Origin of the sequence: Roseomonas sp. 18066, from assembly GCF_902706185.1 — a bacterium.
Lineage (GTDB): Bacteria > Pseudomonadota > Alphaproteobacteria > Acetobacterales > Acetobacteraceae > Pseudoroseomonas.
Map to the genome: position 1 here is coordinate 1 of NZ_CACSJM010000112.1, position 21,943 is coordinate 21,943.

Below are 21,943 nucleotides of genomic sequence, written 5' to 3' on the forward strand. Positions count from 1 at the left end.
GTGGTGGCCTGGGCGGGCGGGCTGCTCGGGCTGCCCGGGCCCTTCGACATCAGCGGCTTCGCCGCCGGCGCCATCGCCATCGGGCTGATCTCCGGCGCCGGCCAGGCCGAGGTGTTCCGCGGCGCCTACCACGCCATCCCGACCGGCTCGCTGGAGGCGGCGCGCGTCGTCGGCATGCGCCGCTTCCTGATGTTCCGCCGCATCATCGCGCCGCAGGCGCTGTCCACCGCCATCCCGGGCCTGGGCAACCAGTGGCAGTCGGTGATCAAGGAATCGGCCCTGGTCTCGGTCACCGGCCTGGTCGAGACCATGCGCCAGGTCACCGTTGCCGCCGGCTCCACCGAGATGCCCTTCTTCTTCTTCGCCGCCGGCGCCGTGGTCTATCTGGTGATCACCTCGATCTCCGGCCTGGTCTTCAAGGGCGTCGAGCTCTGGTCGCAGCGCGGCCAGGCCCTGGCCCGGCTCTGAAAGGCAGCATCGTGGACGTCGCCTTCCTGAGCGAGACCCTGCAGAAGCTGCTGGCCGGCTTCCCGCTGACGGTGAACCTGGCGGTGCTGTCGCTGGCCGGCGGCGGCGTGCTGGCGCTGCTGCTGAACATGGCGCGGGCCAGCGGCTGGCTCGGCGCCCGCCTCGCCGATGCCTACGTTTTTCTGTTTCGTGGCTCGCCGCTGCTGATCCAGATCTTCCTGATCTATTATGGGCTGGGGAATTTCCCGGCGGTGCGGGAGAGCTTCCTCTGGCCCTTCCTGCGCGAGCCCTATTGGTGCGCGCTGCTGGCGCTGGTGCTGAACGATGCCGCCTATACCTCGGAAATCCTGCGCGGCGGCTTCCGCGCCGTGCCGCGCGGCGCGGTGGAGGCGGCCGAGGCCTGCGGCATGTCGCGCCTGACCCGGCTGCGCCGCATCACCCTGCCGATCGCCATTCGCCAGGCCCTGCCGGCCTATAGCAACGAGGTCATCTCGATGTTCAAGTCCACCGCCCTGGCCAGCACGGTCACCCTGATGGAGGTCACCGGCATCGCCCGCGCCGAGGTTTCCGCCACCTACCGCGCCATCGAGATCTTTCTGTGCGCGGCGGTGCTCTACCTGATCTCGACCCTGCTGATCACCCGCGGCCTGCGCCTGCTGGAGACGCGGCTGTCGCCCTGGCTGGCGGGGAACCGCGCATGAGCGCCGCGACCCGCGAGCCCGCCATCGCGCTGCGCGGCATCCGCAAGCGCTTCGGCGAGCAGGAGGTGCTGCGCGGCATCGACCTGTCCGCGCAGGATGGCGACGTCATCGCGCTGATCGGCGCCAGCGGCTCCGGCAAGAGCACGCTGCTGCGCTGCATCCCGATGCTGGAGGTGCCGCAGGCCGGCGAGGTCTTCGCCGCCGGCGAGCGCATCGCGCTGCGCGACGGCCAGCAGAAGCTGGACCGCGCCCAGCAGGCGGCGGTGCAGCGGATGCGCTCGCGCCTCGGCTTCGTCTTCCAGAGCTTCAACCTCTGGCCGCACCGCACCGTGCTGCAGAACCTGATCGAGGCGCCGGTGCATGTGCAGCGCCGCCCGAAGGCCGAATGCATCGCCGAGGCCGAGGCGCTGCTGGAGAAGGTGGGGCTGGCCGAGAAGCGCGACGCCTGGCCGGCGCATCTGTCGGGCGGCCAGCAGCAGCGCGTCGCCATCGCCCGCGCGCTCGCCCTGCAGCCGCGCGCGCTGCTGTTCGACGAGCCGACCAGCGCGCTGGACCCCGAGCTGGTGGGCGAGGTGCTGAAGGTGATCCGGGCGCTGGCCGAGGAAGGCCGCACCATGATCATCGTCACCCACGAGATGGGCTTCGCCCGCGAGGTCTGCAACAAGGCGGTCTTCCTGCACCAGGGCCGCGTCGAGGAGGAGGGGCCGCCGGCGCAGGTCTTCCTCGACCCCCGCTCCGACCGCGCCCGCGCCTTCGTCTCCAGCCATTTCGACCGCAACCGCTGAGGCCGGCATGCCGGGCCCGATCGCGCGCCGCAGCCTGCAGGACGAGGCCACCGACTGGCTGCGCCAGGAGATCCTGCAGGGCCGCCTGCCACCCGCCGCCACCCTGACCGAGACGGCGCTGTCGCAGCGCATGGAGGTGGGGCGCGGCACCGTGCGCTCGGCGCTCTTCGCGCTGGAGGCGGCGGAGCTGGTCGGGCGGCTGCCCTATTCCCGCTGGCATGTGGTGCCGCTCGACGCCGCGGTGATCGCCGAGGTCTACACGCTGCGCGGCGCGCTGGAGGAGCTGGCGGCGCGCCTCTTCGCCGCGCGCCCGGACCGCGCGCGGCTGCAGCCGGCCTTCGACCGGCTGGCCGCCGCCGGGCAGGGCGACCTCGAGGCGCGGCTGGCCGCCGATCTCGGCTATCACCGCGCCGTCGTCGAGGCCACCGGCCATGGCCACCTGATCCGCGGCCACCGCGCCCTGTCGGACAAGATGGAATGGCTCTACCGCTGGTCGGAGCGGCACTGGCCGCAGCGCACCCGGCTGGTCGAGGACCATGCCGTGCTGCATGCCGCGCTGACCGCCGGCACCCCGGAGGCCGCCGAGGCCGCCACCCGCGCCCATATCGCCACCAGCCTGCGGCAGGACCTCGAGGGCTTCGCGCTCCTGGCCGGGGGTTCGAAGGAAGCCTGAGATGACCCCGGAAATCCTGCTGCTGGATGGCGGCATGGGCCGCCAGCTGTCCCGCATGGGCGCGCCCTTCCGCCAGCCCGAATGGTCGGCCCTGGCGCTAATGGAGGCGCCGGAGGCGGTGCTGGAAGCGCATCGGCAGTTCGTCGCCGCCGGCGCCGAGGTGATCACCACCAATTCCTACGCCGTGGTGCCCTTCCATATCGGCGAGGACCGCTTCGCCGCCGACGGCGCCCGGCTGGCCGCGCTGTCCGGCGCGCTGGCGCGGCAGGCCGCGAACGAGGCGCCGCACGAGGTGCGGGTCGCCGGCTCGCTGCCGCCGCCCTTCGGCTCCTACCGCCCCGACCTGTTCGAGCCCGCCCGCGCGCCAGAGATCCTGCGGGTGCTGGTCGAGGCCCTGCGCCCGCATGTCGACCACTGGCTGGCCGAGACGCAGAGCGCCATCGCCGAGGCGCTGGCCGCCGCCCGCGTCGTCGAAGGCTCGGGCCTGCCGCTCTGGGTCTCCTTCACCCTGGGCGAGGAGACCGACGCGGAAGGCCGCCCGCTGCTGCGCTCGGGCGAGCTGGTGACCGAGGCGGTCGCCGCGGTGCAGGCCGCCGGCGCCAGCGCCATCCTGTTCAACTGCAACCGGCCGGAGCTGATGGGCGCGGCGGTCGACGCCGCCATCGCCACGCTGGCCGGGGCCGACATCCCCGTCGGCGTCTATGCCAATGCTTTCGGCTCGCCGCGGCAGAAGCTGGCCCAGGCCAATGCCGGGGTGGCGACGCTGCGTGCCGACCTCGACCCGCCGGCCTATGGCGCCTGGGCGGCCGATTGGGCGCGGCGTGGCGCGCGGATCTTGGGCGGCTGCTGCGGCATCGGGCCGGAGCATCTCTGCGCCATCCGCCCGGCGCTGAAGGCCGAGGCGGTGCCGCCGGGCTGACCCCGGCGGCAGGCCTTCAGTCCAGCGTCTGCATCAGCCGCAGCAGCAGCATGGCGCGCGGGACAATGGACGAGATGTAGAGCTGCTCGTCATGGGTATGGGCGGCCTTGCCGTCCACGCCCAGGCCATCGAGCGTCGGCACGCCCATCGCCGCGGTGAAGTTGCCGTCCGAGCCGCCGCCGGTCGACAGGTCCTGCAGGTCGAAGCCGATCTCGGCCGCCAGCCCCTGGGCATGCGCCAGCAGCTGCGCGATGGCCGGCGTCTTCTCGAAGCCCGGGCGGTTCAGCGCGCCCGTTACCGTCAGCGTCACATCCGGGTCATGCGGGGTCAGCGCCTGCAGCCGGGCGATGGCGGCCTCGGCGATCGCCTGGTTCGGCACCCGCATGTCAATATTCGCCCAGGCCTCCTGGGGGACGACATTGGTGCCGCTGCCGCCGCCGATGGTGCCGACATTCAGCGTCAGGCCGGTCGCGTAGTCGGTCATCGCCTCGATCGCCAGGATCTGCCGGGCGAGCTCCTTCACCGCGCTGCGGCCATCCTGGTGGCGGGTGCCGGCATGGGCGGCGCGGCCCTTCACCTCGAGCCGGAACATCGCCGTGCCCTTGCGCCCGGTGACGATGCGGCCGCCCTCGCGCGCCGGCTCGGTGACCAGGACGAAGCGGGCGCGACGGGCCTCGCGCTCGATATGGGCGCGGCCGGTGCCGCTGCCGATCTCCTCGTCGGAGACGATCAGGTGGCGGATCGGCAGCGGCGTGGTCTGGCCGGTGGCGATCAGGTGGCGCAGCGCCGCCAGCGCGATCAGCGCGCCGCCCTTCATGTCGTAGATGCCCGGGCCCCAGGCCACATCGCCCTCGACCTTGAACGGCGCCGGGCCGGCCAGCGTGCCGATGGCATGCACCGTGTCCAGGTGGCTGAGCAGCAGCACCCCCGGCGTCGTCTCGTCGCCCCAGGGCGAGGTGATCAGCAGGTGGTCGCCGCGGCCCTCGCTGCCCGGGATGCGCTCGACCCTGGCGCCGGCGCCGGCGGCGGTCGCCTGGGCCAGGTCCATGGCGCGGTTGACGGCGTCGGCGTCGCGGCTCGGGCTCTCGATCTCGACCCAGCTGCGGATTTCCTCCAGCAGGGCCTGGGTGTCGAAAGGCGGTTCGTTGGCAAGCGTCATCTGGGCACGGCTCCGGGTCTGCGACCCCCGACCAATGCGCCGGGCTGCGCTGCGGGGCAAGCCACCCATCTGGACTTGCGGCCCCCGGCGCCACATGTGACCCGCATGACCGAAACGGCCGCGCTGCAGGATTTCATCGACCGCCACAAGCGGCTCTTCCTCCTGACCGGGGCCGGCGTCAGCACCCCCTCGGGCCTGCCCGACTACCGCGACGATGACGGCCAGTGGAAGCGGCCGCAGCCGGTGACCTACCAGGCCTTCATGAAGGCCGAGGCCACCCGCCAGCGCTACTGGGCGCGCAGCCTGGTGGGCTGGGGCCAGATGGGCGGCATCCGCCCCAACGGCGCCCACCGCGCGCTGGCCCGCCTGGAGGCCCGCGGCGGCGCCGAGGTGCTGGTCACCCAGAATGTCGACCGCCTGCACCAGGCCGCCGGCAGCACCCAGGTGATCGACCTGCACGGCCGCCTGGACCTGGTGCGCTGCATGCATTGCGAGCGCCGCCTGCCGCGCGCCGCCTTCCAGGCCGAGCTGGCCCAACGCAACCCCGGCTGGGCCGAGCTCGTCGCCAGCCGCGCCCCGGACGGCGACGCCGAGCTGGAAGACGTCGACTTCTCCAGCTTCGCCGTCCCGCCCTGTCCCGTCTGCGGCGGCATCCAGAAGCCCGACGTGGTCTTCTACGGCGAAAGCGTGCCCCGCCACCGGGTCGAGACCGCCTTCGCCCATCTGGAAGCCGCCGACGCGGTCCTGGTGATCGGCTCGTCGCTGATGGTGCGCTCCGGATTCCGCTTCGTCGAAGCGGCCGCCGCCGCGGGGAAACCCATCGGAGCCGTCAACATCGGGAAGACGCGGGGGGACGCTCTTTTCTCGATGAAGGTCGAGGAAGAAAGCGAAGCGGCTTTGAAGTTTTTGTTGGAATAAGGTCGGGGGAATGAATTCCCCCGAACCCCCATCTTTTTTCTGATCACCGGCCGTGGGGGGACCTGCGCTTCAACGGTAACGTCGCCCGGGCATCACGGCGGGGCGCCGCATATGAAAACAGCACGACCTCAAAGGTCGTGCTGAGAACTGGCCATTTCACGTACTGTTGTCGCGTGGACATGGCAATCTGACAGAAAAAAGAAGGGGTCCAGGGGAATTCATTCCCCTGGCCTGCCCCTGTCTTCTCTTCAGCCGACCTTCTGCTCCGCCCGAAGCCGCCACAGCGTGCTGTCGGCCGGCGCCTCGACCATGTCGAAGGTCAGCACCGTCCCGGCCGGCACGGCGCGCGTAAGGGACCGGCCGACGGCCATGTAGTAGGGCAGGGGGCTGGACGGGCCGTCGGCCACGGCGGGGCGCAGCAGCGGCTCGATGCCGGGCACGGCGTGGCGGGTGCCTTCGATGGCCAGCACATGGCCCGCCGGCAGGTCGCGGTCGGCGCGGGCCAGCAGGTCGACGCGCAGCGCGTAGTCGGGGCCGAGGATCGAATGGTTCAGCCGCCCGCCGGCGAGGATCGAGACCGGCGCCTCGACGCCCAGCAGGTGCGACGGGTTGTAGATCAGCGCGCGCTGCCGGTCGGCGGAGACAGGGATGCCCTTGCCGGCGAAAAGGCGGCCGGTCTGGGTGTCGGCCAGCTCGACGACGACGAAGACGCCGCCGGCGAAGCTGCTCTCGTCGGGGCGGCGCAGCACGTTGAAGACGTCGAGCTTGCCGGCGCCGCTGAGCAGGCCGCCGGCGCTGGTTGGCGCATAGAGGTCGGGCAGCTCGACGGTGCGGGCCAGCGGCGCGTGGAAGCTGTCGCGGTCGGGCAGGATGCCGGTGGCATTCGCCACCAGCGCCATCTCGCAGGAATCGGGAACGGTGCGGAGGGGGAGGCTGGACAGGAGCTTCTCGCGCTTGGCCACCGTCGCGGCGCGGTCGTCGCCCAGGTGCCAGTGGTCCATCATGCCGGCGGCGGTGACGCGCTCGTCGAGCCAGGCGACCTCCTCGGTCTTCGGATCGATGACGAAGTCGTATTCGCTGCTCTTGCCGGCGGCGACGATCGGCAACCCGAGCAGCCGCGCCCAGGACACCAGGCCGATCAGCAGCGAGGGCTGGTCGCCATCGACCAGCGTGTAGGGCACGCCGGCCTGGCGGGCGCGCTGCGCCAGCAGGGGCCCGACGACGCATTCGGTCTCCTTGCTGACCATGGCGACGCCGATGCCGGCGGCGATGGCCGCCTCGGCGTGGCGGGCGCCGGCCTCGGCATGGCCGGTCGCTTCCACCACCATGTCGAGCGGCAGGGCCAGCAAGTCGTCGAGGCGCTCGCAGATGGCCAGGGCGCCGGCGGCAAGCGCCGCCTCGGCCTCGGCGCGGCTGGCGCAGCGGCGGTGGTCGACCGCCATCAGCGTCAGCGCCGTGGCGACGCGGGCGGGGTCCAGGTCGAAGGCGGCGGTGATCTGCAGCCCCCGCATCCGCCGCGCCTGGGCCACCAGCGACAGGCCGAACTCGCCGGCGCCGAGGAGTGCGGCGCGCACCGGCTTGTCGATGGCCGGCTGGAACAGGGTCTGGAACTGCATTTCTTGGCGTACTCCCGGGATTTTCTTGTGCGGCGGCGCAGGCGCGTCAGATGACGTCGCGGATGCGCGCCAGGCCGCGGTCGTGGTGGCGGCCGATCACCTCGGCCAGGGCTTCGCCGTCGCGCTGCGCCAGCGCGACGGCCATCTCCTCATGCTCGTCCATGGCGGCGGCCCATTTCTCCGGGCCTTCGTGGCCGATGAAGCGGATCCGCTTCATCTGCGCCTGCAGCGCCTCATGCGCGCGGGCCAGCGGCGCGTTGTCGGCGGCGGCGACGATGCTGCTGTGGATCGCCTGGTTGAGCTTGAAATAGGGCAGGCGGTCGCGGACGACGTAGCGCGCCTGCATCTCGGCATGCAGCGCCAGGATGCCGGTGATGGCGGCGTCGCTGGCCACCTGGCACAGCAGCCGGCCGGCCAGCTGCTCCAGCGCCTTCAGCACCATCATGCAATCGGCGACATCCTTGTCGGTGAAGCTGCGGACGATGGCGCCGCGGGCGGGGACCAGCTCCAGCAGGCCTTCGCCGGCCAGCGTCTTCAGCGCCTCGCGCAGCGGCGTGCGGGAGACGCCGAGCCCGGTGCAGAGCGCCACCTCGTTCACCCGCTGGCCGGGCGCCAGCCGCCCTTCGGTCACCATGTCGCGCAGCCGGGTCACCACCTGGTCGTGCAGCGTCTGGCGCGCGATCGGCAGGCCGGCGGGAAGGCTGTCGATCGGGCGGGGGGTCGCGGTCGCGGTGCTGCTGCTCATGGGATCCGATTGTCCGCTTCTCGACTTTTTCCGCCCAGCAAAAAGGGGAGCGGTTCCAAAGCTGTGGCCCTGCCGCAAATGGCAGAAACCCTCTTGCGGTTATTCTGCATACAGAGCACAGAATAAGCAACGGCGGCCCGACAGGCCGCGATCGAGGGAGAAACATCCATGGCCGAGAGCCTCCGCGCCCCCACCCACGCGCCCGTGATCGCGCTCGCCATGGGCGACCCGGCCGGCATCAGCCCCGAGCTCACCGCGCGCATGCTGGCCGACCCGGCCGTGCTGGACGCTGCCGGGCTGATCGTCATCGGCGACCGCCGCGTGCTGGACGAGGGTGCCCGCATCGCCGGCGTGACGCCGCGGATCACCACCATCGCCGCCGAGGCGCCGCTGCCGCGGGACCTGTCGACGCCGGTCTTCATCGACCTCGGCACGCTCGACCCGACCAGCATCCCGCGCGGCCAGATCAGCGAGCCCGGCGGCCGCTTCGCCGCCGAGAATTTCCGCTACGCCCTGGCGCTGGCCATGCAGGGCCATGCGGATGCCGTCAGCTTCACGCCCTTCAACAAGGCGGCGATGCGGCTGCATGTGCCGGGCTATGACGACGAGATCTCCTTCACCGCCAATTTCATCGGCTTCAAGGGCGCGGCCAAGGAGTTCAACGTGCTGCCGGGCCTGTGGAACGCCCGCGTGACCTCGCATGTGCCGCTGTCGGGCGTGGCGCCGCTGATCACCTTCGACGCCATCCTCGGCAATCTGCAGCTGACCAGCCAGTCGCTGCGCGATTCCGGCCTGGAGACGCCGCGCATCGCGGTCGCCGCGCTGAACCCGCATGCCGGCGATGGCGGCAATTTCGGCCGCGAGGAGATCGACGTGATCGGCCCCGCCGTCGAGGAGGCCAAGCGTCGCGGCATCGTCTGCGACGGGCCTTTCCCGTCCGACACCGTCTTCGTCCGCGCCCGCCGCGGCGATTACGACGCGGTGCTGACCATGTTCCACGACCAGGGCCAGATCGCCATGAAGCTGATCGGCTTCGAGGAGGGCGTCACCCTGATGGGCGGCTTCCCCTTCCCGATCTGCACCCCGGCGCATGGCACCGCCTATGACATCGCGGGCCAGGGCAAGGCGCATCCGGGCGCGACCCGCAACGCGCTGCTGCTGGCCGCCCGCATGGGCGCCGCACAGCGCCGCCGCCAGCCGGATGCCGGGGGCAGCCTGCTCTCCGTCCGCGCCGCCATGGCCGCCTGATTTTTCTGTCTGGGTGGCGGCCCGGTTGGGCCGCCACGGGTTGCTCAGGGGTCCTCAAGAGCCCCGCCATCACCGCATCGAGGAACGAAACCATGCGTCTTTCCGCCGCAGCGCTCGGCGCTGCCCTGGGCCTTGCCGCCACCGCCGCCACCAGCCTGCCCGCTTATGCCCAGGCCGCCTGGAAGCCGAGCAAGCCGGTCGAGTTCGTCGTCTCCTCCGGCCCCGGCGGCGGCACCGACACCTTCGCCCGCACCGTGCAGTCGATCATCGCCAAGTATGAGCTGCTGCCGGTCTCGGTGATCGTCTCCAACAAGGGCGGCGGCTCGGGCGCCGAGGGCTTCGTCTATGGCCGCCTGGCGGAGCGCGACCCGCACAAGCTGATCTTCGGCACCAATAATGAATGGCTGCTGCCGCTGGTCGCCAAGGTGGCGTGGAAGCCCTCCGACCTGACGCCGGTCGCGGCCATGGCCTTCGACGAGTTCGCCATCTGGGTGAAGGCGGATTCGCCCTACAAGACGGCCGCCGAATACGTGGCCGCGCTGCGTGCCGGCCAGGCCTCCGAGTTCCGCATGGGCGGCTCGCAGTCGAAGGACACCGACGAGATCCTGGCCCGCATGGTCGAGCGCGCCATCGGCATCCGCTTCACCTATGTCCCCTTCCGCGGCGGCGCCGAGGTCGGCGTGCAGCTGGCCGGCGGCCATATCCATTCCAACGTGAACAATCCGTCGGAGAGCATCGGCGGCTGGCGCGGCGGCCAGGTCCGCCCGGTCTGCATCTTCGCGCCGCAGCGCCTGCCGGCCTCGGCCCCGGTGCATAACGGCGTCGGCTGGGGCGACATCCCGACCTGCGCCGAGCAGGGCATCAACATCACCGAGTACCGGATGCCGCGCACCGTCTTCCTGCCGCCGCGCGTGCCCGAGAACGTCGCCGCCTACTACGCCGAGGTGATGAAGAAGGTCTTCGACACACCCGAGTGGAAGGAGTTCACCGAGCGCACCCTGCAGACCGCCCGCTTCCTGGGCGCCGAGGAGATGCGCGCGCTGATGACCCAGGAGGAGGCCGCCTCGCGCGCCCTGTTCCAGGATCTCGGCTGGCTGGTGAACTGATCCGGTCGCGGCGGGGAGAGACGGCATGGCGCAGGAAAGCGGCGCGGCGCAGCCGGGGGGCGACGCCCCCCTGCTGTCCCGCCTGGTGCTGGAGCTGATCGGCGCCCTGGTGGTGCTGGGCTTCGGCGCCACGGTGATCTGGGGCGCGCTGGAGCATGAGGTGGGCTGGGGCGAGGACGGGCCGCAGGCCGGCACGCTGCCCTTCTGGCTCGGCCTGGTCGCCATGCTGGCGGCGGTGGTCATCGCCATCCAGGCGCTGCGCAAGTCCGAGGTGCTGGGCGCGCAGGTGATGCTGGGCCGCAAGGCCGCGCAGCAATCGGCCGCCTTCCTGCTGCCGATCGCGGCGCTGGTGGCGCTGGCGGTGCCGCTCGGCCTCTACCTCGCCATGGGGATCTACCTGTTCGGCATGGTGATGTGGCACGGCCATGGGCTGAAGGCGGCGGTGATCACCGCGGTGTCGGCGATCCTCTTCAACTGGGTCGCCTTCGAATACTGGTTCATGCTGCCGCTGCCGAAGGGTCCGATCGAGGCCTGGCTGGGCCTGGCCTGAGGAGCGCGCGCGATGGAAAACCTCGAAGCGCTGATGCACGGCTTCTCCGTCGCCATCAGCTTCCAGCACATCGCCCTGATGATCGGCGGCGTGCTGCTGGGCATCCTGGTCGGCGTGCTGCCCGGCCTCGGCGCGCCGAATGGCGTGACGCTGCTGCTGCCGCTGACCTTCACCATGGATCCGGTCTCGGCCATCATCCTGCTGACCAGCACCTATTGGGGCGCGCTGTTCGGCGGCTCGACCACCTCGATCCTGTTCAATATCCCGGGCGAGCCCTCCTCGGTGGCCACCACCTTCGACGGCCATCCGATGGCGCGCCAGGGCAAGGCCACCGAGGCGCTGACCACCGCCTTCCTCTCGGCCGGCTTCGGCGCCTTCGTCGGCATCGTGGTGATCACGCTGCTCTCGGGCTTCGTGACGAGCTTCGCCCTTCGTTTCGCGCCCCCCGAGTATTTCGCCGTCTACTTCCTGGCCTTCGCCTCCTTCGTGGCTTTCGGTGGCGGGGCGCCGATGAAGACGGTGGTGTCCATCGTCACCGGCTTCGCGCTGGCGACCGTCGGGATGGACATCGTCTCCGGCGGCATGCGGCTGACCTTCGACATGCCGGAGCTGATCCGCGGCGTCAGCTTCCTGGTCGTGGTCATCGGCCTCTTCGGCATCGGCGAGCTGCTGCTGACCATGGAGGATTCTCTCGAGTTCCGCCCGGTCGCCACCACGCTGTCGCCGCGGCGCGTGCTGGCCGCCGCCCGCGACCTGCCGCGCCAATGGGTGGCGCTGCTGCGCTCGGCGGCCATCGGCATCTGGATGGGCATCACCCCGGGCGGGCCGACCGCAGCCTCCTTCATGTCCTATGGCCTGGCCCGCCGCTTCTCCCGCAACGGCCACAAGTTCGGCACGGGCGAGGCCGAGGGCGTGGTCTCGCCGGAGACCGCCGACCATGCCGCCGGCACCGCGGCGATGCTGCCGATGCTGGCGCTGGGCATCCCCGGCTCGGCCACCGCGGCCGTCATGCTGGGCGGGCTGATGATCTGGGGCCTCAACCCCGGGCCGATGCTGTTCATCGAGCAGCGCGACTTCGTCTGGGGCATGATCGCCTCGATGTATCTGTCGAACATCGTCGCCGTGGTGCTGGTGCTGGCCACCGTGCCGCTCTTCGCCGCCATCCTGCGGCTGCCCTTCACCATCGTCGCGCCGCTGATCGTCGTGGTCTGCACCATCAGCGCCTGGTCGGTGGCCAGCGCCGGCTTCGACCTGTGGCTGATGCTGGTCTTCGGCGTGGTCGGCTGGGGCATGAAGAAGCTGGACTATCCGATCGCGCCGCTGGTCCTGGCCATGGTCATCGGCGACAAGGCGGAGGATGCCTTCCGCCAGTCGATGATCATCAGCCACGGCTCCTTCGGCATCTTCTGGGCCAATCCGCTGGTGGGCGGCATCGCCACGCTGGCCCTGGCGCTGCTGCTCTGGCCGCTGGCCAGCCTGGCGCTGCGCCGGCTGCGCCGCCCGGCGGCGGCGGGCTGAGGCATCGAAGGGGGGCTGCGGCCCCCCTTTTCCGTGGCGCTCAGCCGCGCGCGACCGAGGCGGCGGCGCCGGCCATGGCCAGGCTGCTGCCGCGGTTCAGCAGCCGCATCGCCCGCGGTGTCGCGAACAGCCGCCGCGCCCGCGCCGCCAGCACGGCATAGCCGGCCAGCACGCTGCCGGCGATCAGCACGATCAGCCCGGCCAGCTGAAGGAAGCCGGCGGGCGTCAGCCGCTCCAGCGGCACCACGCCGGGCAGCAGCGCCAGGAAGAACAGGATCACCTTCGGATTGCCCAGGTTGAGCGCCAGCCCGGCCAGGAACAGCCGCGCGGCACCTTCGGGCGAGCGGTCGACGCCGGCGCCGGGCAGCGCCGGCGCCCGCCAGAACTTCACCGCCAGCCACAGCAGATAGGCCGCCCCGGCATAGCGGATCGCCAGGAACAGGTCAGCGAAGCCCTGGGCCAGGGCGGCGAGGCCGGTGGCCGCGATGGTGAACCAGGCCAGCGCGCCGCCGATGAAGCCGGCAATGTAGAACAACACGCCCTGCGGGCCGCGCGCCAGCACGCGGGCGACCAGGGCGGTCACCCCGGGGCCCGGCAGCAGCAGCGCCGCGGCATAGGCGGTGGCGAAGACCAGCAGGCTGGAGACAGGCATGGTCGCTCCGTCAGGCTTGGGCCGGGTCAGGGGGCGCGCTGCAGCAGGCCAGGGTCGAGCGCGCCGAGGTCGCGCTGGCCGCACAGCGCCATGGTCAGGTCGAGCTCGGCGGCCAGGTTCGCGATCACCGCCGCCACCCCGGCCTCGCCGCCCAGCGCCAGGCCATAGACATAGGGCCGGCCCAGCAGCACCGCCCGCGCCCCCAGCGCCAGCGCCTTCAGCATGTCGGCGCCCGTGCGCAGCCCGCTGTCGAACAGCACCGGCACCTGGCCGCCCACCTGCGCCACCACCGCCGGCAGCGCGTCCAGCGCGGCCACCGCCCCATCCACCTGCCGCCCGCCATGGTTGGAGACGATGATGCCGTCCATCCCGGCCTGCAGCGCCCGCGCCGCATCCTCGGGGTGCAGGATGCCCTTCAGCAGGATCGGCAGCCGGGTGCAGCGGCGCAGGAAGGGCAGGTCGTCCCAGTCGAGGTCGGGGCGGGAATAGACGGCGATGAAGCGGCGGATCGACAGGATGGCGCGCTTCAGATCGGCGGGGCTGCGCAGCGGCCCGGGGAAGTGGCGCAGCAGCTCCAGCAGGGAGGGCAGGGCGCCCAGCCCGACCGGCGGACGCTCGCCCTGCGTCTGGTCCTCGAAGGCCATGGCGCGGAACACCGGGTCGGACAGGTAGTTCGCCAGGCCGCGGCCGCGCAGGAAGGGCAGGTAGCCGGTCGCCAGGTCGCGCGGGCGCCAGCCGATCTGGGTGGTGTCCAGCGTCACCACGATGGCCTCGTAGCCGGCGGCCTCGGCCCGCTCGACGAAGCTCCTGGTCAGCGCGTCGCGCGACGACCAGTAGAGCTGGAACCAGCGCGGCCCGCCGGCGCCGGCGATGTCCTCCAGGCTGCGCGAGGCCTGGGAGGAGGTGACGAAGGGAATCCCGGCGGCGGCGGCGGCGCGGGCGGCGGCGGGGTCGGCATCGCGATGCGCCAGCTCCAGCACGCCGACCGGCGCCAGCAGGAAGGGCAGCGGCAGGCGGCGGCCGAAGAGCTCGACCGACAGGTCGCGCTGCGACACGTCGCGCAGCTGGCGCGGCAGCAGGCGCCAGCGGTCGAAGGCGGCGCGGTTGGCCGCCATGCTGCGCTCCAGCCCGGCGCCCCCCGCCACATAGCCGGCGGCGCGGCGCCCCATCTTCTTCAGGGCGGCGGCTTCCAGCGCATCGGGCGCGACCGGAATGGCGGGCGCGCGGCCGGCGAAGCCACTCGTGAAGATCGCCGCCTGGCGCTGGCGGCCGGTGATGCGCATGGCCTGGCCCCGCGACGGTTGCTGCCGCCAGTCTGCCGCGGCCGGCGCCTCAGCGGAACCGGGCTGGGCGGCCGGGCCACGGCTTTGTCATGGCGCCGCTTCGGAGGGGATTTCGGCGCGGGTACCGGAGGGCGCTGCCGAGGCGGGCGCTCCCGAGGCGGGCGCCGGGCGCAGCCGCAGCACCGCCTGCGCCCCGTCCGGCAGGCCGCGCAAGGTCAGCTGCCCGCCGAAGGCCCGCAGCAGGGCGCGGCTCAGCGCCAGGCCCAGCCCCATGCCCTCGCCATCGCGGCGGGTGGTGAAGAAGGGGGTGAAAAGATGCGGCGCCGCCCCGGCATCCACGCCATGGCCGAAGTCGCGCAGGCACAGCTGCAGCCGGCCGCCGGGCGGCGCCACCGCGGTGATGCGCAGCCGGCGGCGCGGCGGCGCGGCGTCGCGCATGGCGTCGCAGGCATTGCGCAGCAGGTTGACCAGCACCTGCTCCAGCAGCAGCGGATGCGCCAGGGCGTCCGGCAGCGCCTCGGGCCAGTCCTGCTCGACGGTGATCCGCGCCGCCTCCAGCAGCGTCTGCGCCTGCGCCAGCGCGCCCTCCATCGCCGGGCGCAGCGCCACCGGCGACGCCGGCGGCGGCTGCCCCTGGGTGAAGGCGCGCAGCGTCTCGATGGTGGTGCGGGCGCGCTGCGCCTGCTGGCGGATGCGCCGCAGCCGCAGCACCAGCCCCTCCAGCGCCGCGCCATCCTCCAGCGCGTAATCCTCCAGCGCATTCTCCGCCGCGAGCAGGATGATGCTGAGCGGATGCGCCAGCTCATGCGCCAGCACCGCATGCATCCGCCCCAGCGCGGCCAGGCGCGAGGCGGCCTGGACCTGGTCGGCCTGGGCGCGCTCGGCCGAGATGTCGTCGACCAGCCCGACCACCGGCCCCGGCCCGGCGCCCTCGCCCAGCCGCGCCGCCCGGCTGCGCAGCCACAGCCGCTGGCCGTCGGCGCGGCGGAAGCGGTATTCGACCGAGGCCTGGCCCTCGGCCATCAGCCGGGCGCGGAACGGGGCCAGCCGGGTCTGGTCGGCGGCGTCGATCCGGCTGGCCCAGAAGCCGGGCTGGCGCATCTCCTGGTCGGAGAAGCCGGTCAGCTGCTGCAGCCGCGCCGCCACCTGCTGCACGGCGAATTCGCCGCTGGGCTGCAGCCGCCCGGCATAGGCGGCGGCGGGCAGCCCCTCCAGCAGCGCCACGGCGCCGCGGGCGCGCAGCCGCTGCCGGGCCCAGCGCCGCCACAGCAGGTGGAAGCCGAGCAGCAGCGCCAGCAGCAGCGCCGCCTGGCCCAGCAGGCGCCCGAACGGCGGCGGGGTGGGGGCGGCCAGGCCCAGCAGGCTCTGGCCCGGGCCAGGCAGCGCCTCGCCGGGGTCGAAGCCGGCATCCTCGACCGCCACGCCGTCGGGCCCGAGCCGCAGCACGGTGGCGTCGTCCAGCCGCAGCAGCAGCGGCGGGGTGTCGGGCGGCAGCGCCTCGGCCAGGTCGAGCGGCAGGCGCAGCGGCGCCTCGGGGAAGCGCGGCAGCTCGAGCAGCAGCCGGCCCTGCCGCCAGAGCAGCCGCGGCGCGCCGCCGAGCACGGCAGCGGCGATCGGCGCCGCCGGGTCGAGCTCCGCCAGCTGGCCGAGGCGGGCCATCAGCAACGCCTCGCGCTGGCCGGCGGCGACCTCGCGCTGGATGATGCGGCCGGCGGTGGCCAGCGCCTGGCGGTCGGCGGCCAGCGCCTCGGCGCGCAGCCGCGGCCATTGCAGCACGGCGCCGGTGGCGGCCAGCGCAGCGGCGAGCCCGAGCGGCCGCAGCCAGCGCAAGGCGCCGCCCCCCTGCGCCCGCCAGCCGGCGGCCAGGGCGCTCAGCACGCCTGATGTCATGGGCTTCCTCCTGCCGCGGGTGAGTTTTTCACCACGCCGGCCCGGGAGCGAAACAATTTTCCGACGTCGGGATTTTCCCGACCAGGGTGTCGATCGGGGGAATTTTCCCGACCAGGCCGATCAGTGCCGATCGAAGCCGATGAAGACATAGCCGGCGCCGCGCACGGTGCGGATGCAGCCGTCGCCTTCCTCGATGCCGAGCTTGCGGCGCAGCCCGGCGATGGAATTGTCGACCGAGCGGTCGCCGAAGCGCCAGTCGCGGCCGAAGGCGAGCTGCGTCAGCTTCTCGCGCGACTGGGTCGCGCCCTGGCCATGCACCAGCGCCAGCATCAGCTCGAATTCCGCCGAGGTCAGCGGCACGGCGGCGCCGTCGGGGCGGATCAGCGCGCGGCGGCCTTCGCTGAACTGCCAGCGCGGCGCGGCGGTGCCCTGCGGGCGGGCGTCGCGCAGCCGGGCGCGCAGCCGGGCCACCACCTCGCGCCCGCTGACCGGCTTGGCCAGGAAGTCGTCGGCGCCGGTCTCGAGGCCGAGGATGCGGTCGACCTCGTCGCTGCTGGCGGCAACCATGATGATGGCGGCACGGGTCACGGCGCGCAGCTGCGCCAGGCGCTGGATGGTGTCGACGCTGCCCAGGTGCTGGTCGAGCAGGATGGCCGCCGGCTGCTGCCGCGCCAGCTCCGTCATCATGGCGGCCCAGTTGTCGGCGATGACGACGTCGAAGCCGTAGCGGCGGACGGTGGCGGACAGCTCTTCCGCCCAGTCGGCCTCGTCATCGACGATCAGGATGGCGGGCAGCTGGTCGGCGGCGCGCTCGCCGGTGGTCTGGCGACCGCGCGGTCCGGAGAGCGGGCTCGCCGGATCGAGGTTCATGCGAGGATCCTCCGTGCCTGAATGGCACTGACAAGAAACGATGCTGATGACTGTCGGGTTTTCGGCAGCGCATCGACCATCGTCGATAAACCCAAGATAAAAGGATTTTCCCGGCTTGAGCCGGGCCATTGACATGTTCTGCGGTGCATCCCCTCAGACACTCCAATATTTCCTGGCGACTTACTCATAGGTTGCACAAGCAATACGTGTAAAGTCTCCCAACGCGCCCCTTCTGTCGGAAAATGTCGGGCTGATGCTCGCCTCCGCGCAATGCTGCGCTGCGGTCAAAAAGCCGGGCATGGCGTGCCATTTCCGCCGCGATTCACGAAACTTCCTTGTGCTGAGCGAAAGAATTCCGGACTCCCCGGGGAGATCCCCGCGCGGCACGGGATTTCCGGCGCGCGCCATCATCAACCGCCGGTCATCGTTACAGCCTGACAATGTCGTTTTACGCGGGAAGCAAATTCATACCCCTTGCGACATGACTTTCATGCCCCGGCCCCGGAGTTTGAAGAGGTTCGGACAGAGCAGTCCGCGTGATCCGGGGAAGTCAACATGGCGCTTTACGACGTCTACACCACGCTCAACGTGCTGCAGCTGGCGCAGCTCGGCATTCCCGTGGCGACCGACCGCACGGTGACCGACACCGGCGCGCAGGCCGGCGAGACGGGCACCATCCTTGGCGACGTCAACAACGATGTCTTCCGTGCGAATGAAGGCCTGGCCAACACCAACGTCAGCCACACCTATCTCGGGACGGTCGAAGACCAGAACGGCAATGTCGTGGGCTTCGCCGGTTCGACGGTGGGCAGCCTGCTGTACAATGTCTATCTGCCCGCCGGCACGCCGAGCCAGGGCCTCAGCGTCCAGCTGCTGCCGCAGAGCTCCATCAATCTGTCGACGCAGTGGAACCTGACCACCGCCGGCCCGGTCTGCTTCCTCGAGGGCACGCTGGTGGCGACGCCCGATGGCGAGGTCGCCGTCGAAACGCTGCGCGCCGGTGACATGGTGCTGACCACCACCGGCGAGACGCGCCCGGTGCGCTGGATCGGGCTGCAGCGCATGGCCTCGGTCTTCACCGACAAGGACAAGAACTATCCGATCCAGATCGAGGCCGGCGCGCTGGGCGAGAACCTGCCGCTGCGCGACCTGTTCGTCTCGCCCGACCATGCCCTGATGCTGGATGGCTGCCTGGTGCAGGCGGGCGCCCTGGTCAATGGCGTGACCATCCGCCAGGTCGCCAAGCCGGCGCCGCAATTCACCTACTACCATGTCGAGCTGGAGGATCACGCGCTGATCCTGGCCGAGGGCGTGGCGGCGGAAACCTTCGTCGACAACGTCACCCGCTCGCGCTTCGACAACCATGCCGACTTCGTCGCCCGCTTCGGCGAGGTGGCCGAGCCGACCGGCGAGCTGACGATGCCGCGGGTCAAATCGCCGCGCCAGCTTCCCCGGGCGCTGCGCGACATGCTCGCCGCCCGCATCGCCATGCTGCGCGCCGCCTGACGGCGAAACGCCCCGGCCCGTCAAGGGCCGGGGCACCCAAGCCCTGCCGCATCCGATCGATCAGCGCCGCAGCAAGGCCTTGCAGCGGCGCGTCACCATGTCGGCCAGGCGATACAGCGCGGTCTGCCGCGTCACCACGTAGCGCGGCCGGATGACGCCGCCGAAGCCGGTGAAGAAGACCCGGTTGCCCTGCGACGACACGCCGTCGAAGTCGAAGATGCGACCCTCGGCATTGGTGTGGCAGATCGCCTCCCACAGCAGCAGGCTGACGGCGCTGTTGTCCGAATCAGGCAGGCGGGTGCTCAGCAGGTAATAGGCGCTCTGCCGGTCCCAGACATAGAAGATGGCGGCCACCAGGCTGCCATCGGCCGCCCGCGCCGCCAGCACGCGGCCCTGGTCGCGCGCCTGCGCGGTGCCGACCAGGCGGATGATCTCGGCCGGCGGATAGTAGGAATCCTCGCCCCGCGCCCGAAGATTGCCGGCATAGAGGGCGGCGAACCTCTCGGCATCGTCGATGGCCTCGACGGTGTAGAGGGTGCGCGCCCGGCGGATCATGTTGCGCGTCTTGTCGCGCATTCCCTTCCAGAGAAATTCCTCTTCCGCCGGATGCAGCTCGAAGGTGAAATCCACGGAAGCGGCGAAGCCGTTCTCCTGGAAGGACATCACCTCCTCGACGCCGCGATGCATGCGCTGCTGGAAGCCGCCGGTGCGCGGCAGCTGCTGCAGCAGCTCGCGGGTGATCTGCGCCTGCTTCAGCGCGCGGTTGGCGGCGCTGCCGCTGCCGGCATCGATGGCGGGGCCGAGGAAATGCGTCAGCACCGGCATCTCGCAGACGGTGCGCCCGCCCGGGCGGCGGCGCAGCGAGAAGGGCAGCCGGCCGACCACGCGCCCGCCGCTGGAGACGGTCACCTCCTGCAGGCTGTCGCCGGCCATCGCCTGCAGCCACCAGTCTTCGTGAAACACGGTTGGATTGAGCGGATCGGGGGTAACTCTGGGCGGTGCGGACGGTCCGGTAAGCGAGACCTGCTGCAGCATCATTCCCCCTTGAGGCCGCGTTGGCGAGGACCGCCCGCGGCATGCTCCGTGCGAGGGATATATCTAGGCCAGCACAGGGTCCCGGATCAACGCCGCTCGCGCGAGGAATGCTGCGAAACTGCGTGATCTCAGCCCGCAACTTGGCCGTGGCCGTCAGCAAGAAAGGGCCGGCCGGGTCTCCCCGGCCGGCCCCCGATCGTTGCCGCGGCCTTCGATCAGACGAAGACGTAGTCGGCCGCCGCCAGCTTGGTGACGCCCAGCAGCGTCAGGTGCTCGGTCGAGCCGTCGGCGGCATGGATGGTGAAGAGATTGCCGTCATTGGTCAGCGTGGCGCCGGCACCGAAGCCCTTCAGCTGCAGCAGGTCGCCATTGGCGCCGCCATTGTGCAGCTGGAAGTCGGTGATGACGTCGCCGGCCTGGCCCTTGGCGATGACGAAGGTGTCATTGCCGCCATTGCCGGTCAGCAGGTCGGCGCCGCCGCGGCCGTCGATCACATTGGCCGAGTCATTGCCGACGATGCGGTTGCCGAGGCTGTTGCCCGTCGCCGAGTTCCAGCCATTGCCGGTGAGGATGAAGTTCTCGACGTTGTCCGGCAGGACGTAGCCGTGGATCCAGGTGGTGACGGTGTCGACGCCCTCGCCGGCCTTCTCGACGATCTTGTCGGAGAGCGAGTTGACCACGTAGGTGTCGTCGCCCTTGCCGCCCGACATGGTGTCGCCGCCGCTGCCGGTGATCAGGTCGTTGCCGTCCGTGCCGGTCATGGTGTCGGCGCCGGCGCCGCTCCAGAAGGACTTGGTGGTGGCGCCGCTGACCGCCAGGCTGGTCGGCGAGGTGGCGGGGGTGGTTGGCGTCACCGGGGTCGTCGGCGTCACCGGCGTGGTCGGCGCGATGATGGCGCCGGCCTTGATGTTGACCAGGCTGACATCGTCGGCGACGAAGCTGGCCAGCTTGACGTTCTGCAGCGTGACCGTCTGGCTGTCGCCCAGGTTGATCACCAGGTCGTTGCCCGACTGCGCCGTCGCCGCCTTCACCGCGGCGAAGCTGGCGAAGCCGAAACCGTCAAGCTTCAGCACGTCGCCGGCGCCGGTGCCCGCCTTGAAGTCGGTGATGACATCATTGCCCTCGCCCTTGGCGATGACGAAGGTGTCGTTGCCGCCCATCCCGGTCAGCAGGTCGTTGCCGCCGCGCCCGTTGATGACGTTCTGCGAGTCGTTGCCGGTGATGCGGTTGCCCAGGCTGTTGCCGGTCGCCGAGTTCCAGCCGTTGCCGGTCAGGATGAAGTTCTCGACGTTGTCCGGCAGCACGTAGCCGTCGATCCAGGTGGTGACGGTGTCGACGCCCTCGCCGGCCTTCTCGACGATCTTGTCGGACAGCGAGTTGATCACATAGGTGTCGTCGCCCTTGCCGCCGGTCATGGTGTCGCCACCGCTGCCGGTCATCAGGTCGTTGCCGTCGGTGCCGGTCATCTTGTCGGCGCCGGCGCCGCTCCAGAAGGACTTGGTGGTGGCGCCGCCGACCGTCAGGCTGGTGGCAGCCCCCGTCGCGGGCGGCGTCACGACGACAGGCGGGGTGACGACGGGCGGGGTGACGACAGGCGGCGTCACGACGGGGGGCGTCACGACGGGCGGGGTGGTGGTGCCGCCGCTGACATTGACCAGGGAGAAGTCGTCGGCGGCGAGCGCCGACAGCTGCACGCCCTTCAGCGTCAGGGTCTGGCTGCTGCCCAGGTTGATGACGACATTGCTGCCCGACTGGCTCGCCGCCGCCTTGACGGCCGCGAAGTCCTTGAAGGCGAAGCCGTCCAGCTTGATGACGTCGCCGGCGCCGACACCCGCCTTGAAGTCGGTGATGGTGTCGTTGCCCTCGCCCTTGGCGATGACGAAGGTGTCGTTGCCGCCATTGCCGGTCAGGACGTCATTGCCGCCCTTTCCGTTCAGGATATTGGCCGAGTCATTGCCGATGATGCGGTTGGCCAGCGCATTGCCGGTGCCGGTGCTCCAGCCGGTGCCGGTCAGCGTCAGGTTCTCGACATTCTCGGGCAGGACATAGCTGTCGAGCCAGGTGCTGACGGTGTCGATGCCCTGGCCGGCCTTCTCGACGACGACGTCATTGGCCGAGTTCACCATATAGGTGTCGTCGCCCTTGCCGCCGGACATGGTGTCGCCGCCATTGCCGGTCAGCAGGTCGTTGCCGTCGGTGCCCACCATGGTGTCGCGGCCCGAGCCGCTGGTGATGCTCTTGGTGGTCTGTCTCTTATACACCTCTCCGAGCCCCCGAGACGGACTCCTATCTCGTATGCCG

At 71.2% G+C, this 21,943-nt stretch carries 20 protein-coding genes; 11 read left to right on the forward strand and 9 right to left on the reverse strand.

The genetic code is table 11. The features are described from left to right. The 5 genes from GVN67_RS20500 to GVN67_RS20520 all read left to right on the forward strand — a co-directional run. A partial coding sequence (locus GVN67_RS20500; RefSeq protein WP_159999191.1) for an ABC transporter permease subunit occupies nt 1-468 on the forward strand: 468 nt, incomplete at its 5' end. Nucleotides 469-479: 11 nt separating this feature from the next. Beyond that, nucleotides 480-1,169, forward strand: coding sequence for an ABC transporter permease (locus GVN67_RS20505; protein WP_159999192.1), 690 nt, complete (start codon nt 480-482; stop codon nt 1,167-1,169). Continuing rightward, complete coding sequence (locus GVN67_RS20510; protein WP_159999193.1) at nt 1,166-1,954, forward strand: ABC transporter ATP-binding protein; 789 nt, start codon at nt 1,166-1,168, stop codon at nt 1,952-1,954. The genes GVN67_RS20505 and GVN67_RS20510 overlap by 4 nt, the downstream gene beginning before the upstream one ends. A 7-nt stretch (nt 1,955-1,961) precedes the next feature. Beyond that, nucleotides 1,962-2,627: a GntR family transcriptional regulator gene (locus tag GVN67_RS20515; RefSeq protein WP_159999194.1), complete on the forward strand. Its 666-nt coding sequence runs from the start codon at nt 1,962-1,964 to the stop codon at nt 2,625-2,627. Between the two features lies 1 nt (nt 2,628). After that, on the forward strand, nt 2,629-3,546 hold the full coding sequence (locus GVN67_RS20520) for a homocysteine S-methyltransferase family protein (protein WP_159999195.1): 918 nt from the start codon (nt 2,629-2,631) through the stop codon (nt 3,544-3,546). Nucleotides 3,547-3,562: 16 nt separating this feature from the next. On the opposite strand, the gene GVN67_RS20525 is transcribed toward GVN67_RS20520, so the two are convergent. Continuing rightward, a complete protein-coding gene (locus GVN67_RS20525) occupies nt 3,563-4,705 on the reverse strand; it encodes a M20 family metallopeptidase (RefSeq protein WP_159999196.1) in 1,143 nt (380 codons plus the stop codon). A gap of 105 nt (nt 4,706-4,810) precedes the next feature. Between GVN67_RS20525 and GVN67_RS20530 the strand changes: the two genes are divergently transcribed. Then, a complete protein-coding gene (locus GVN67_RS20530) occupies nt 4,811-5,623 on the forward strand; it encodes an NAD-dependent protein deacetylase (RefSeq protein WP_159999197.1) in 813 nt (270 codons plus the stop codon). A gap of 248 nt (nt 5,624-5,871) precedes the next feature. Here GVN67_RS20530 and GVN67_RS20535 read toward each other — a convergent pair whose 3' ends face one another. Both GVN67_RS20535 and GVN67_RS20540 read right to left on the reverse strand, forming a co-directional pair. Beyond that, on the reverse strand, nt 5,872-7,239 hold the full coding sequence (locus tag GVN67_RS20535; RefSeq protein WP_159999198.1) for a hypothetical protein: 1,368 nt from the start codon (nt 7,237-7,239) through the stop codon (nt 5,872-5,874). 46 nt (nt 7,240-7,285) lie between these two features. After that, nucleotides 7,286-7,984, reverse strand: a complete 699-nt coding sequence (locus GVN67_RS20540; RefSeq protein WP_159999199.1) for a GntR family transcriptional regulator — start codon at nt 7,982-7,984, stop codon at nt 7,286-7,288. Between the two features lie 168 nt (nt 7,985-8,152). On the opposite strand from GVN67_RS20540, the gene GVN67_RS20545 reads away from it, so the two are divergent. The 4 genes from GVN67_RS20545 (at nt 8,153) to GVN67_RS20560 (ending at nt 12,406) form a co-directional block, all read left to right on the forward strand. Further along, on the forward strand, nt 8,153-9,232 hold the full coding sequence (locus tag GVN67_RS20545) for a 4-hydroxythreonine-4-phosphate dehydrogenase PdxA (protein ID WP_235035399.1): 1,080 nt from the start codon (nt 8,153-8,155) through the stop codon (nt 9,230-9,232). 92 nt (nt 9,233-9,324) lie between these two features. Further along, complete coding sequence (locus GVN67_RS20550) at nt 9,325-10,338, forward strand: tripartite tricarboxylate transporter substrate binding protein (RefSeq protein ID WP_159999200.1); 1,014 nt, start codon at nt 9,325-9,327, stop codon at nt 10,336-10,338. Between the two features lie 25 nt (nt 10,339-10,363). Beyond that, entirely contained in the window at nt 10,364-10,888 is a 525-nt protein-coding gene (locus tag GVN67_RS20555; protein ID WP_159999201.1) for a tripartite tricarboxylate transporter TctB family protein, read from the forward strand. 12 nt (nt 10,889-10,900) lie between these two features. Then, nucleotides 10,901-12,406 carry a tripartite tricarboxylate transporter permease gene (locus tag GVN67_RS20560; RefSeq protein WP_159999202.1) on the forward strand — a complete coding sequence of 502 codons (1,506 nt, stop codon included), beginning with the start codon at nt 10,901-10,903 and terminating at the stop codon, nt 12,404-12,406. Nucleotides 12,407-12,446: 40 nt separating this feature from the next. On the opposite strand, the gene GVN67_RS20565 is transcribed toward GVN67_RS20560, so the two are convergent. From GVN67_RS20565 to GVN67_RS20580, 4 genes are all read right to left on the reverse strand, one after another. Next, nucleotides 12,447-13,058: a LysE family translocator gene (locus tag GVN67_RS20565; protein WP_159999203.1), complete on the reverse strand. Its 612-nt coding sequence runs from the start codon at nt 13,056-13,058 to the stop codon at nt 12,447-12,449. A 26-nt stretch (nt 13,059-13,084) separates the two neighbouring features. Next, nucleotides 13,085-14,341, reverse strand: coding sequence for an alpha-hydroxy-acid oxidizing protein (locus GVN67_RS20570; RefSeq protein WP_159999204.1), 1,257 nt, complete (start codon nt 14,339-14,341; stop codon nt 13,085-13,087). Between the two features lie 87 nt (nt 14,342-14,428). Then, nucleotides 14,429-16,231, reverse strand: a complete 1,803-nt coding sequence (locus GVN67_RS20575) for a sensor histidine kinase (RefSeq protein ID WP_159999205.1) — start codon at nt 16,229-16,231, stop codon at nt 14,429-14,431. Nucleotides 16,232-16,351: 120 nt separating this feature from the next. Continuing rightward, nucleotides 16,352-17,101, reverse strand: a complete 750-nt coding sequence (locus tag GVN67_RS20580) for a response regulator transcription factor (protein ID WP_159999206.1) — start codon at nt 17,099-17,101, stop codon at nt 16,352-16,354. Between the two features lie 555 nt (nt 17,102-17,656). Between GVN67_RS20580 and GVN67_RS20585 the strand changes: the two genes are divergently transcribed. Beyond that, the gene (locus GVN67_RS20585) at nt 17,657-18,607 is read left to right on the forward strand and encodes a Hint domain-containing protein (protein WP_159999207.1); all 951 of its coding nucleotides are present in this window, start codon (nt 17,657-17,659) and stop codon (nt 18,605-18,607) included. Nucleotides 18,608-18,667: 60 nt separating this feature from the next. Here the strand turns inward: GVN67_RS20585 and GVN67_RS20590 are convergent, their stop codons facing one another. Both GVN67_RS20590 and GVN67_RS20595 read right to left on the reverse strand, forming a co-directional pair. Further along, nucleotides 18,668-19,570: a GNAT family N-acetyltransferase gene (locus GVN67_RS20590; RefSeq protein ID WP_159999208.1), complete on the reverse strand. Its 903-nt coding sequence runs from the start codon at nt 19,568-19,570 to the stop codon at nt 18,668-18,670. Between the two features lie 287 nt (nt 19,571-19,857). After that, a complete protein-coding gene (locus GVN67_RS20595; RefSeq protein ID WP_159999209.1) occupies nt 19,858-21,903 on the reverse strand; it encodes a calcium-binding protein in 2,046 nt (681 codons plus the stop codon). Between the last annotated feature and the right edge of the window lie 40 nt (nt 21,904-21,943).